Source organism: Amphritea sp. GJ51-11, from assembly GCF_055808735.1.
Genome location: NZ_CM147881.1, coordinates 1,230,076 through 1,243,189 on the forward strand (window position 1 = coordinate 1,230,076; position 13,114 = coordinate 1,243,189).

The 13,114-nt window shown below is 43.4% G+C and carries 8 protein-coding genes, 1 pseudogene and 1 CRISPR repeat array; of the genes and pseudogenes, 4 read left to right on the top strand and 5 right to left on the bottom strand.

Features of this window, described 5'->3' with window-relative positions:
* Entirely contained in the window at positions 1-2,031 is a 2,031-nt protein-coding gene (locus AC0L4K_RS05350; protein ID WP_473268485.1) for an AAA family ATPase, read from the top strand.
* The gene (locus AC0L4K_RS05355; RefSeq protein ID WP_473268486.1) at positions 2,028-2,540 is read left to right on the top strand and encodes a hypothetical protein; all 513 of its coding nucleotides are present in this window, start codon (positions 2,028-2,030) and stop codon (positions 2,538-2,540) included. The genes AC0L4K_RS05350 and AC0L4K_RS05355 overlap by 4 nt, the downstream gene beginning before the upstream one ends.
* A 164-nt stretch (positions 2,541-2,704) precedes the next feature.
* Here the strand turns inward: AC0L4K_RS05355 and AC0L4K_RS05360 are convergent.
* The 3 genes and pseudogenes from AC0L4K_RS05360 to istA form a co-directional block, all read right to left on the bottom strand.
* A pseudogene (locus AC0L4K_RS05360) lies at positions 2,705-3,050 on the bottom strand (integrase core domain-containing protein); the annotation flags it as partial.
* Positions 3,051-3,128: 78 nt separating this feature from the next.
* On the bottom strand, positions 3,129-3,869 hold the full coding sequence (gene istB, locus AC0L4K_RS05365; protein WP_473267100.1) for an IS21-like element ISVch3 family helper ATPase IstB: 741 nt from the start codon (positions 3,867-3,869) through the stop codon (positions 3,129-3,131).
* Between the two features lie 10 nt (positions 3,870-3,879).
* A complete protein-coding gene (istA, locus tag AC0L4K_RS05370) occupies positions 3,880-5,412 on the bottom strand; it encodes an IS21 family transposase (RefSeq protein ID WP_473268487.1) in 1,533 nt (510 codons plus the stop codon).
* Positions 5,413-6,509: 1,097 nt separating this feature from the next.
* Between istA and AC0L4K_RS05375 the strand changes: the two genes are divergently transcribed.
* Positions 6,510-7,313 carry a DNA-binding protein gene (locus AC0L4K_RS05375; RefSeq protein WP_473268488.1) on the top strand — a complete coding sequence of 268 codons (804 nt, stop codon included), beginning with the start codon at positions 6,510-6,512 and terminating at the stop codon, positions 7,311-7,313.
* 3 nt (positions 7,314-7,316) lie between these two features.
* Complete coding sequence (locus AC0L4K_RS05380; protein WP_473268489.1) at positions 7,317-7,577, top strand: hypothetical protein; 261 nt, start codon at positions 7,317-7,319, stop codon at positions 7,575-7,577.
* 419 nt (positions 7,578-7,996) lie between these two features.
* Positions 7,997-9,568: a CRISPR direct-repeat array (repeat unit 37 nt; unit sequence GTCCAAGGGCTACCCCGAAACCGGAGGGGATTAAGAC).
* Between the two features lie 212 nt (positions 9,569-9,780).
* Here AC0L4K_RS05380 and csx2 read toward each other — a convergent pair.
* Entirely contained in the window at positions 9,781-10,980 is a 1,200-nt protein-coding gene (csx2, locus tag AC0L4K_RS05385; RefSeq protein ID WP_473268490.1) for a TIGR02221 family CRISPR-associated protein, read from the bottom strand.
* A complete protein-coding gene (locus AC0L4K_RS05390; protein WP_473268491.1) occupies positions 10,977-13,112 on the bottom strand; it encodes a TIGR03986 family type III CRISPR-associated RAMP protein in 2,136 nt (711 codons plus the stop codon). Before AC0L4K_RS05390 ends, csx2 begins: the two co-directional genes overlap by 4 nt.
* Between the last annotated feature and the right edge of the window lie 2 nt (positions 13,113-13,114).

Consider the following 13,114-nt stretch of genomic DNA (forward strand, 5'->3'; position numbering starts at 1 on the left):
ATGCTTATTCGTAAGATTAAAATATTTAATTTTAGACAATATTATAAAGAAAATATCATTGAATTTTCTTGTGACCCCGATCTTAATGTTACCGTGATCAGAGGAGAAAATGGGGTCGGTAAAACAGCCTTGCTTAATGCTATTAAATGGGCATTCTTTGGTACTTTTACTAACAATTTTAGAAATCCATCTGACTTAATTAATTCAACAGCTCTAAGAGAGGGTAGAAGTTCTTGTTCTGTGCAAGTTGAATTTGAAGAGGATGGGCGCGAATTTCTTCTTAAGAGAAGATTTGAGCAGGGGAAGAGAGGAACAGAAGTAAAAGTTTATGAGTACCTAGATCAAGTTTTAACGTCAGCATTACCAGAACCTGAGCTTGTGATAAATAGTATGTTGCCTAAAGAAATGGGTGATTATTTCTTTTTTCAGGGTGAAGGTAGTAATGCTGTAGATACAGGTAATAATTCAGGTAACCTAGCTCGATCCATCAGGGATATCATGGGTTTTAAAGTGGCAGAAATGTTGTCTGAATCATTGAAAAAAATGATTAATGCGGTGAGTAGAGAAATTGCTAGCCAAGATAATTCTGGGGAGTCTACAAAAATAAACGAAAGAATTTTGAAAAATACACAGCAGCTTGAGCGAACTAAAAAGCTTATGGGGCAGGTGGAAGAAAGAATACCTTCTTTGGAGTCAGAGCTTGAGCAGGCTGAAGAAGATCTTGAAAAGATAAATAATACTTCTCTTCAGCAGTTAAGGCGTGAAGAGTCTGAAAAGGGGGCTCTTCTTAAGAAGCTTAAATTAAAATTTGATAATTTGAGAAAACAAAAATATAAATCTATTGCGAAATATGGTTGGGCCGTTTTTGGGTACGATTTTGTTAATACATCTCAAGATTTTATTGATGAATCTCAGCTAAAAGGTAAATTACCTGAGCCTTATAATAAGACTTTCATCGAAGATATTTTAAACCAAGGTACTTGTATCTGCGGGGCTTGTTTAGAAAGTGGTTCTGATGGATATAATTTGATCGTTTCAATGTTGGATAAAGCTGCGAATCCTGCTTTGCTACAGAGGCTCACAGGTATTAGAGCGCAAGTGCAAGATGTAAATACTCTATATTCGTTAGCGTTTGAAGATATCTCCAGAATCAATACAGATTCCTCTGATGTTGCTGATGAGATTGAGGCTGTTGAGCTCCGCTTAAAATCTTTGAATGAGCAGATACTTCAGATTCCCGAGGAAGAAATTAAGCGTCTTCAAAAGTTAAAAGAATCACTACGGGTAGATATATCTTTACAAAACCAAGCTCTTGGTAATTATAAATCTGATATTGAGTCTCTTAAAAAGGATATTACCAAAGACGAAAAAGACCTAAAAGGCTTAGAAAGCTCTGGTGATTTACTTCTTTCACTAAATAATAAGAAAGATTTTTTGGTGGATATAAGAAACTATTTGATCAATTATCTTGATAGAACAGAAAGTAATGTTCGTCTCCATGTTTTATCTGAGGTTAATAAAACTTTGGAACTTTTCTCGAGACATGACTTTAAGATAAAAGTCTCTGAGTCAGGCTTTCGCTTCTTTTTATTAGATAAACATGATCATTCTGTAGGTCAAGGGGATGGTTTAAACTTGTTGTTAAATTTGACTATTACTTCTTCGCTTATTCATTTCGCTTCTGAGCGAAAAAGAGTTAATGATCCTATTTTAAATACAGCCACTGTTGCTCCTTTAGTTATTGATGCACCGTTTGGTGTCTTGGATACAAAATACCGAAATGTGGTTGTTAAACTACTACCATCATACGCAAGGCAAGTAGTATTCTTTGTATCATCGAGTCAATGGACAGACGATATGGATAAAGAAATCAGGTCTAAGATAGGTAAAGAGTATGTTTTGATTCTTGAGGAATCATCAGAGCAAGATAGTAAAGAAATTGATAAAATTAATATATCTGGTGTAGAGCATATAGTCAGTCGTTATGGTTGTGAGGTTGACCGAACGTTGATTCAGGAGGTGGTAGTATGAGTCTGTCTCGTGAGTTGTTAAATAAAAATGTTCGTCGTAACAATAAATATAAAGATGTTGTAGATCTATTGGTGTATGGCGGGTTAGAGGGTTCTCAAAATACTGATAAGAAAATATTCAATGATATTAAAGATTTAATAGTTTTTGCTGCAATGGTTGGTAAGCGTTTTAATATCTGTGAAGATGTTGATTCCAAAGAGAATACAGGAATAACGCTCCATACCTTTAGTGGTGGGGGGAACCGTATGGGGTCTAGGGTTGATCAACATAATGTGATTTTTATGTTCTCATTGTTAGATCACAAAGATATGGATTATATACGGGAGGAAAAAATTGGAGAGGTTATTGATTTATTTGAAAAGTACTCAAATGGTGGTCTTAAGATAATTAAAAAATGGTTAACAGAGTCTGCATGGAACCCATTGTGCCTGATTGATCATATGCTTGATGAGCTTTCAGACAATAATGAAGATGCTTCTGGTCTTGTTGTTCCTGAAAACCCGTTTTAGCCAGGTCGTTGATAGAGACATCTAAGGCAAATTTTATTCTAGCTAACAATGGGTGCAAAGGTGATGGTAACTCTCTCTTTTTAGCAGGTACTTAAAGTTGAAGTTAAGCTAGACGGGGTGTTATATGGTTGTTCATTTTTGTAAAATCATAGCTAGCTTGTTGCATCCAGTGTTTCGAAGAGGTATTTGCTCACCCGGCTGTACCTGATCGTGCGATTATGGCGCTCAATCTAGGCTTTTTGTTGAGGGTTGTTTGGCTGTATATATTTAATACGTATTCTGTTCTTTCGTGCCCAGATGGTAAATTTAAGACTAATAAACACATGGCCATTATCGCAACGGATGCCTAACGGCTTACCAGGCCATTCAATCAGCTGATTATGCTGACCGTATAACTTGTATTGAGGGTAGTGAAAAGCTTGCGTCAATAGCTAAGCCCTCTCGTTTATAATCAATAACATTAAATAGGTGGTGGTTACTGCCGTCAGATAATTGAGCGTGCATGAAATTGCGTATTTCGGTGATTGCGAACGCTTGTTTCGGTTTATTCCGAACACCTGAACCAGCACTTTTTCTCTTTCCCTATTTTTACTCTAAGTGTTCGGATTGCGCCAGTTTTCTCATTGACTCTCCTCCCAGTTCTATTCGATGACTATTGTGAACTAGACGATCCATTAGAGCGTCTGCGACGGTGGCGTTGCCGATCATGTTGTGCCACTCCTTGACAGGTAACTGACTGATGACGATTGTGCTGCTGTTTTGGTAGCGGTCTTCAAGCACTTCTAACAAGTGACCAGCATGCTCTTGAGTCAGTTTTTCCATCCCCCAGTCGTCTAGGATAAGCAGGGCTTTTTTAGCGAGAGACTGAAGTTGCTTTTGATAGCTACCATCCAGACGACCTGCGGTCAGATCATCAAGCAAGCGAGTTAAGCGGTAGTATCTGACGGTTTGCTGTTGGTCGCAGGCGCTGGTTGCCAGAGCGCAACCAAGATAGGTTTTTCCTGCACCTGTTGGGCCTGTAATCAAGATATTCTGGTGCTTGTGCAGATAACTCCCCGTCAGAAGTTCGCTCATCTGTTTGCGATTGAGGTTTCGTCCCTCCTTGTAGATGAGTTGACTCGGTTGCGCATCCACTCTCAGCTTAGCTTGTCGTTTTAAGCGTTGTATTTTGCTCTGATTACGGTTCAAGATCTCGCTTTCCAGAAGCAAGCTTAACCGCTCCTCGAAGTTCAGCTCTGCGTAAGTGGTCAGTTGCTCTTGTTGCTGCTCTAACGCTTTCGCCGCATGGCTCAAGCGGAGGCTTTTGAGTTGATCATTAAGTGCGTTCATATCTTTTCTCCTAGTGATAACAGGTCGGGCCTCGAACATTGCTGTGAACAAGGTTCGGCGTATTCGCTTTGTCTTTACTCAGTTGCCCTTCACGATTGTTCTTGAGTAGATTGTTGACGAAGGTGTAATTGGGTTTTGTCAGCATCAGTGCATCTTTACAGGCTTGCTCTAGGCGCGATTCACCATGGGCTTTGCTTAGGTTGAGTAACCCCAGACAAGAACGATAAGACTGCTCTGGATGAGGCTTGGAGTTAAGCATCTTATTGACAACTTCTCGTGTGGCTGGGCCGATATTGGCTCCCCAGTTGAGTAAGCGTCCAGGCGACCACTTTTGATGTTGATGATGACTCGGCATGTGCTCTGGTTGAGTGCTGTTTCCGTGCTCCCTTTGGCTACGTGGGTGCTGAGCGACCAAGTTACCTTGATGGTAGATTTGCACCAAACGGTTGGAAGCTTCCAGTTCGACATGATGGCCAACAAGCTGATGAGGAACCGAGTAGTAATGGCGGCGATATTCGATGTGATAATCAGGCCCCACTTTGGCTCGTTTGGTTTCGGTATATAGGTATCGCTGCTTAGGCAGTGGCTTCAATGCAGGTTTATCGAGTTTGTCGAACAGCGCTTTACGACTTGCACCATACTGTTTCATCTCACGTTGATTTAAGTCATTCATAAGCTCACGGATGGCCAAGTTCATCTCTTTGAAGGTATGGAAGGTTTGGTGTCGTAGCCGCATCATGATCCAACGTTCCACTAGGAGCACGGCATTCTCTGCCTTGGCTTTGTCTTTCGGTTTGTAGGGGCGAGCAGGCATCACAGCAGTTTGATAGTGATTTGCCAGTTTTTGATAGCTGTCATTAAGTCTTGGCTCATAGCGATTAGCTTTGGTGACCGCGCTACGCAGGTTATCGGGAACCAAGAGCTGTGGTACACCGCCGAAGTGTTCGAACACATTCGCATGCGCCTCTAACCAGTAAGACTTACCTTGACTAGGGAAGGCTTCAACATAGGTGTAATTTGACGCGCCTAAGGTCGCTACGAATACTTCGGCTTCGCGCACTTCACCTGTATCAGGGTTGACGACTTGAAGCCGAGGCCCACAGTAATCGATAAACAGCTTGTCACCTGCAACATGGAGCTGACGCATGCTGCGCTTTTGGGTTTTGAACCAGCGAGTGAAGTGCTCGCAGAACTGAGTGTAAGCGTAAGCCTGTTCTTGATATTGCTCATGGTATTCCTGCCACAACAACATCTTTGTCATGCCTTTACGCTTGAGTTCGACAGCGTACTGAGCGAAGTCTGGCATGACCTTGTGTCGACTGGCTTTCTTCGAATGATAAAGAGCTTTAGTAAGGTCTGTATCACTGCAACCTTCTGGGAGAGGCCAGCCTATCTGACTTTGCTTAAAGCGAGCGACAAGTTCTGAGACTGTTGCAAGACTGACATTGAGACAACTGGCAATACTACGGTAGGACAACCCACACTCGTACTTAAGGCGTAATACCTCTTTGATTTTGTTCATTGGAGTTCTCTTTTTAGCCATTGTCGCTTCCTTACGTTCTTTTTTAAGAAGTAAAGAATAGCGAGCTATTGATTTAAAAGAGAAAAAGGAAGGATTTCGGGCATTCCGAACGCGGTTTTCGCTATTCCGAACGCTGATTTCGGAGTTCGCTTAAAAGTGTTCGGATAATCGCGGAATGTGCGTTCGGATTAAACCGAAATAGGTGTTCGGATCATACCGAAATGGCTGTTCGGAATGCTCCGAAATACGCAAAATCGATTGACCATACTTGATTTAAACGCAATGGTTGCTTTAATGGTGCAGGCTTAAGCCTTCAACGAGGCGACACTCTTTTTCAATACTAGCTCACAGTAGATGCGGTAAGTGTGAAGGCGGTAGGCTTCTACGATTCCTGTAGGTTAGCACGTTGTTGGTTGGTCGTTAACTTCCTCTGATATCGAATCCTAATGATTTAATAAAACAACCATTATAGTGTTAAAAAACACGGCTATGATTTCAAATAACACTGCATATTAAGTATTTTAACATCCTACATGTGTACCCGTGTAGGATGTTATTCGTGACTATCGGATTCGTGATGGCTTGCAAGTATGTCGTCAAAAACTCATTTATCCTTATCAGCAGCCTTTCGTTTGTGTGGTTTTTTGAGTGAATATGCAATTGATTTCTTAACTAGTGATAATTTATATTCCCACTAGTTAAGACTTATTAGTAGCCGGATTTTCGCATGAAGGTCTGTTTTTATGTTGAAAGTCTTAGGCTTGAGTGTTATTTAACACTGTACTTGATGTTAAATAACACTGCAGTGATATACATGTGTATGATGTTAAATGATAATTTGTCCTTCGATTATTAATTGAATTATCATAGTTTATGATGAATTATGGATGATATATTTTTGATGGTTTTATAAATTATTAAGGTATGTTTTTATAATATTTTTAATAAGTGGTTATGGTTTTTATTAGTAATGATATAAATATATTGCTAGATTTTTGTTATATTTGTTATATTTTTTATATTTTTATATTTTTAAATTTTTTCTTGCATATTATTATTTTGAATTTATTATTGTGTTTGTAAATAATAAAGGTGTATATATATGTAGGATGATAGTTATGGAATATGAAGGGCTTTCTTCTCGAGATGAAATTAAAATTGTAGCAAGGAATTTATTGAAAAAAGACATAAGACCTTCTCAAAATAATGTAAAAAAAGAGCTTAATAGAAATTCAAGTAATACCACAATTAGCCTAGCTTTTGACGAATTTTGGTTGGATATTTCCAATGAACTTGAATTAAATGATACTCGGCCAGGGATCCCTGATGAATTATATGAAATGGTTCAGAAGTTATGGGTGATGTCTTTAGAATCGGCTAATAAAGTAGCGCAAGATAGAATGGATGAAGCGTTAAAAGTTGAATATAATACTTTAGAGCGTGAAGCAGAAGCACAGGAAGAAATAGCTAAGATTTCCTTGAAAAATGATAAGTTAGTAGGGGAGCTTGATAAAATGAAGGCTCTTTTAAAAAATGAGAAGGCATTGTCTGCGGATCTAGGCTCACGCTTAGTTATGTCTCAGGAGAGTGTTCGTGATATACAAGCACAGCTTCAGGAAACGATTAAGAGCAATGAAGCTTCTCGTGCAGCAGCCAGTCAACGTTTGGACTCATTAATGTCTGAACAGACCCAGCTTAGAAATGGGTATGAAGCCCGTGAAACTCAATTAAAGACCGAGTTGGATCAATCTGCTAAAGAGTGTCGGACATTAAATGAATCGCTTACGAGTCGCATAGCGAGAGTTAGTCAGCTGGAAAAATTCGAAGACCTACACGAGCATGAAAAGAGTGAGAATAAAAGGCTCTTAGCACAACAAGATAAACTAACAGATCAGGTTGAAGTGCTTCGTGATCAACTATAAGGCATGAGTGAAAAGATCGAGACACAAAGAAAGGATTTTGAACAACAGCTTAAAAAACAGCGAAAACTATTAAGTGATAAATCAAAAGAGATTGCCGTAGGTGAGGAGAGGCACCTGGTAGAAATAAAAGAACGGCAAGTCTTAATTGAACAACTTAAGCTTGAGCATTTAACAAGTTGTCAGGAGCTAAAAATTCAGCATGAATTATTGAAGGCAGAAATGGTTCAATTAAAAAATGAGATGAAACGAACCAGTCAAAAATAAAAAGCCAGCAGGCGTTAATTAATAAATTAAAGTGACCTGAAGAAATGACAGTCTCACCGGCTCGCAAAAACGGCCAGCCAGGCTTCATTTCCCATACCTAAACAATAAATTGAGGTGTTCCATATTTATGTTGCGGAAGCGGGGCGCATCAGCTTCTACGAGTCTGTTTAGTGGTGAAAAACATCAAAAAAGGTAACATTTTGTGCTTTTTTATTCGGAAGATAAAGATTGAGTATTTCGCGACTTCTTAATTGTAGTCTCTCTTGCGTCAGCGGGATATGTCAGGCAGAATTTAAGCGGATGATAATAGAGCGTCTAGAAACAGCTGGTTGTTTATTAGCCAACTTTTTGATTAAAAAACAACCAGCAAAAACAGTGCTGCAAGTGATTGAAAGAATGAGTGATTATTTTTCCTTGGAGTCCAAGGGCTACCCCGAAACCGGAGGGGATTAAGACGTGATATGCAGGCCCGTGGCTTCCTGATTGGGTCCAAGGGCTACCCCGAAACCGGAGGGGATTAAGACCCGATACCCTTGTTGACGGGCTGGTTGTAGCAGTCCAAGGGCTACCCCGAAACCGGAGGGGATTAAGACGCTAATATCATCCCACGCAGCCGTATCTATCGTCCAAGGGCTACCCCGAAACCGGAGGGGATTAAGACGCTAATATCATCCCACGCAGCCGTATCTATCGTCCAAGGGCTACCCCGAAACCGGAGGGGATTAAGACGCGGCTGACCGGTTTGTTTGTCCTTCCACGTTTCTGTCCAAGGGCTACCCCGAAACCGGAGGGGATTAAGACTCAGCAACCTTTGGTCTTCTGTATCTTTTCATGTCCAAGGGCTACCCCGAAACCGGAGGGGATTAAGACTCTGGGAACCTCCCGTGAGTATTCTTGCTGGAAGTCCAAGGGCTACCCCGAAACCGGAGGGGATTAAGACTTTTTCCCATTTACTGGCAACTGTTCGAATATTGTCCAAGGGCTACCCCGAAACCGGAGGGGATTAAGACATACACCGTGGATTGTGTAGCCTACCTCTTGTGTGTCCAAGGGCTACCCCGAAACCGGAGGGGATTAAGACCAAGCTCTACGCGCCGTTTCACACATATCTCGGTGTCCAAGGGCTACCCCGAAACCGGAGGGGATTAAGACTCCAATAACAAGCCTACCACTAATCCTCAGTGTCCAAGGGCTACCCCGAAACCGGAGGGGATTAAGACGTTGCGGTTCTTCTGGGATTCGCTCGGTCGGTGTCCAAGGGCTACCCCGAAACCGGAGGGGATTAAGACTGTTTAGTAAGCTCATTGTTACTCTCCCAGTTGTCCAAGGGCTACCCCGAAACCGGAGGGGATTAAGACCCGGTGATCTCGGTCGGCTATCGGGTCAATTCGGTCCAAGGGCTACCCCGAAACCGGAGGGGATTAAGACGCAAGTACGACGGCCATGAGCCGAACATCAAATACGTCCAAGGGCTACCCCGAAACCGGAGGGGATTAAGACGGTTTGCGGCGGTAGTGTTTGGCAATATTTCGCGTCCAAGGGCTACCCCGAAACCGGAGGGGATTAAGACGGAAGGCGTTGCCCCTACATATGGCACAAAGTTTGTCCAAGGGCTACCCCGAAACCGGAGGGGATTAAGACATTGCAGTTAGTCCTTCCAGGAACATGATGATACGTCCAAGGGCTACCCCGAAACCGGAGGGGATTAAGACTTAAATTCTTTGAGCATGTCAATGCATCCCCAGGTCCAAGGGCTACCCCGAAACCGGAGGGGATTAAGACCTTTTGGTGGATGATGTTTTGTGCTGCGAACTGTCCAAGGGCTACCCCGAAACCGGAGGGGATTAAGACCTAGCACTTTGACGGTACTCTTCAGGTAGAGAGGGTCCAAGGGCTACCCCGAAACCGGAGGGGATTAAGGCTCAACACCCCTTGTTAGGGACGCTTCGTACACGTCCAAGGGCTACCCCGAAACCGGAGGGAATTAATACATCGAAGAAGCTGTCGCCGTCCAACAGGTTCGTTTCTAGGAGCTACCCTTCGAATGAAGTGTAAAACGGTTGAAATTGATCTTACAGAAAGATGCGGTGATCGGCTGCTTTAAGTGATGAAGGCATTATAGCCAGATTCAAATGTCGCTTGAGTCACCTTATGAAGTTTCATCCAGCATTTGCTGGATGAAACTTGGGGTTGAGAGTGTTATTTAATCTCTTGATGGAGCTGCATTAATGCTGAGTATTTTAAATAGCCTTTTCAGTTCAGTACTGAGCTTGGTTTCATCGGTGACGAGTTGATCAATTATTCGGTTTTCATTGCGTATTCCGTGAGCGAGCGAGTTACGGATATGCCTCAGGGTTTTATAATCGTCAGATTTACTGGCGAGTGTTTGGTTGGCTTCGTCTCGCTCTTTATATTCATCGGGTATCTTTTGTCGATAAACGTACTCTGATATTTTTGCTTCAAGCGCAAAGATTGCCGCACGGATATAATCTTTGTGGGTGAGGTATTCATGGGCGAGATGCATTTCGTATTGATAACGTGTTTGCGAACGGTGCCATGAGATACGTTTTTTTAAGGTTTCCTCAAATAGGCTGGCGACGGGGTCATCAGGGTATTGATCTGACTTTGTCCAGGTGGTGAGTTGCTCTTTGGCTTTTTTCGGGTTGCTAGTACGTTCGAAGAAGGCGGCCGCTTTGAGGCTTTTACCGGCTTCGCCTAAGAGGTCGCTAAATACACCGTAATCACCATCTTTGGCATAGGAGTGCATGGATGATAGCCAGTCCGCCATGCGGAGTAAGCCGCGAATGTTGTGTACTGGGGTGGTCTCCGTCCCCTGTGTATAGGCGCCGTACCAAATCCCTTTAATGTTCACATGGCGGATCTCTTGTAGATAAATTGATGCGAGCAGTGCGACCATCGGTAAGCTTCTAAATCCATGGGTTACATCTAGGTGAACATCGATATCGGCGTCGACGTGTTTGGCCATCAGCTCAACTAATTTCACCTGATCTTCCAATGCTTGACCGAAGGGGATGATTTGCAGTTGAACTTTAATGCCCAAAGCCTCTGCCAATAATGGCTGAAGCTGGTCAAGTTGAGTTTGACTCACTGTACTTTGTTCGACCGCTTCGGCTAATTCCAGCCGAGCATCTTCCGCCTGATCACCTAAATCGAGATCACCATCAAACAGGTGATCCCACATGCTGCCATTCGTCCCCATAATAATTAAGGTATCGGGGTTGAGGTGCCGCGTTAAGTTGAAACCTAAAAAGGCTGACGGTGTCTGGGTTTTACCTTCAATTTCATAGGTGGTTTTGGGGTAGCCATCGTTGCTTTTATGGGTACGACCAATAAAGGTAATTAAAGTGGTTGGCATCATTTTACCTATGGGTGTGTTATTCATAGCGCAAGGTGGTCTCGTAGTTTTTTACAGGCCTTGCTAATTACTTTGATCTCCAATGCTTCGGTATCGCGAAGCACCGCCTCTGCTTCGTTTTGATCGACCTGTTCGGGATCAAAACCTAGACTGTCCTTGATCAATTGTTCTAATTTTTTTCGCAATGTTTTACTGGTGGCGATATCGGGGTTTTCGAGGCACAAACGGATCTCAATCAATTGTCGTTGTTCCGGTTGCATGGTTTGCATGGCGATCTGTTGCTGTTGCTTTTTAGCCGCCTCGGCACAGTCTTGCTCATAGCGCTCAATCGCATCGTGTAACGGGGTATTAAGAGGCGGTATGGCACGGGTTATATCGAGTTCAGGGTTATCGATTAACGGCTCGATATAATCCCCTAGTTTATCGCGATTACTTTTAACCTCCTGATAGGCTTTGGGAGACGGTAGATAATCTAATTGACGGTTACTCGCTTCATCGGGTGAGGCCATGCCCAATAACTGCCTGAGGGGTTCGGAATCTTGCCATTTGGCTTTAGGGTCACCACTGACGGTTTGCCACGCACTGTCCATATACTGGGTAAAAATCTCTCGACAGCCACCGAGTAGCGCCGGTAATGCTTGCGCGGGCATAGTGGGGTCATTGGGGCGGATTTGACAGAGGGCTTCATTAATATACAGCCCTACTTGGCCGAGCCCAAAGGGTTTACCCATCCCTAAGCTGTGACGCCGTGTGTTGTCTTTACCAAAGTCTAAGCACCACAGCAAAGCTCCTAATTCCACGGGCAGTAGGTTGTGGAAGCGAATCTTACCGGTAAAGGTATGGTGTGCGGGTAAGGTTTCTAATTCGACAAAGGATTTTTCACTGTTACTTTTACCCGTCGGTTGTATCACATTGGCGTATTTAACGGGGTAGCGTTTCCAACCGGCCAGTTCGGGGTTTTTGCTCATTAGGGTATTGTAAGGCTTACCTTCCTCAGCATCTTGGCGTATATAGGCTGGATAAAAGCTGGGTTTGGGAGCATTGAGGACAGTTTTTTCGGTCCAGCGAAACTTATCAGGCGCTGAGGTGATACTCAGGCCGATGTTAACCCGCCCTCGTAAACTGGCGTTATGGGTTTCGTTGCTTTCCATGCGGCCAAAAATCAAGTCAGCGAAATCCACCGGTGTGTTGTCTAGATGGTCGGCATTGGTGTTGCGTATCGCATCATGCAAGCTGTTGGTATAAGCCAAACGGTACATGCGGGCTAGCCCAATGGACGCAGGTGATGATGGGTTGCCTGGTTTAGGATGCCAAAAGACGGGCACACCCTGTTCGGTGCCGGTTTTATCTTTCCAAAACTGCCAAGGTGAATCTTCTTCGCCGGTATCATGGACAAACAAGAAGTCCGTGATAACTTCACGGGATAGAGTAATGGGGTCGGTTTCATTGTAGAAAACAAACTCCCATTTTTTGGCTGATTTACCCGCGGTAAAATCACTCCCCGGTTGGCCGGTCACCACCAGAGTACCGTCGTGGGTGCCGTGGTCTAAATTCTCAGTGATGCCTTCTGGGTGGTTTTTATGCTCTAGTTTATTGAATTTAACGGCCCGCAAACCTTGTAGTAATGTGTAACGTTCTTTGACTTGCTTCGCACGTTTCCATGCTTGCTCATTAATTGAAAAATGCTCAATCAGAGTGCGTTGATGCACGCGGGTAAACTGGCAGGGGGTGAGTTGCCAAGCGCCGTTGGTGAAGCGTAACCAGCCGCCTAGAGGCTTATTTTGCATGACATCTTTACGGTATGGATGTTTAGCGTCCTTTAGTTCACGCACGCTTAGTTTTTTCTCTTCTACCTGATCAAAGTGACCAAAGGTAGCGATCGACATCACTTGTCTTAACATCCCTTTCAGGCTACTGCCGGGAATGGCGGGCAGCCCTTCTGGGGTGGTGAAAAAGTGCACGCGGCCCGGTTGAGTTTGGCTCGATGGGGTTTGTTTGCCGCCAACGCACAAAGGGGTGTCATTGGTGAGCTCAAAGGCTAGCTCACCACATAAACCTTGTTGAAAAGGTTGGTCGTGGCTAACGTGCGAGGCCCAATCAGGCGACAGAATAAAGGGCGACAGTGGTACAAAACTATATGGACTCGAAAAATCTGACATCT

Bases quoted from the DNA above. Each gene is read 5' to 3' on its own strand.
- AC0L4K_RS05350 (WP_473268485.1), top strand. From the start codon at position 1: ATGCTTATTCGTAAGATTAAAATATTTAATTTTAGACAATATTATAAA.
- AC0L4K_RS05355 (WP_473268486.1), top strand. From the start codon at position 2,028: ATGAGTCTGTCTCGTGAGTTGTTAAATAAAAATGTTCGTCGTAACAAT.
- istB (WP_473267100.1), bottom strand. From the start codon at position 3,869: ATGAACGCACTTAATGATCAACTCAAAAGCCTCCGCTTGAGCCATGCG.
- istA (WP_473268487.1), bottom strand. From the start codon at position 5,412: ATGGCTAAAAAGAGAACTCCAATGAACAAAATCAAAGAGGTATTACGC.
- AC0L4K_RS05375 (WP_473268488.1), top strand. From the start codon at position 6,510: ATGGAATATGAAGGGCTTTCTTCTCGAGATGAAATTAAAATTGTAGCA.
- AC0L4K_RS05380 (WP_473268489.1), top strand. From the start codon at position 7,317: ATGAGTGAAAAGATCGAGACACAAAGAAAGGATTTTGAACAACAGCTT.
- csx2 (WP_473268490.1), bottom strand. From the start codon at position 10,980: ATGAATAACACACCCATAGGTAAAATGATGCCAACCACTTTAATTACC.
- AC0L4K_RS05390 (WP_473268491.1), bottom strand. From the start codon at position 13,112: ATGTCAGATTTTTCGAGTCCATATAGTTTTGTACCACTGTCGCCCTTT.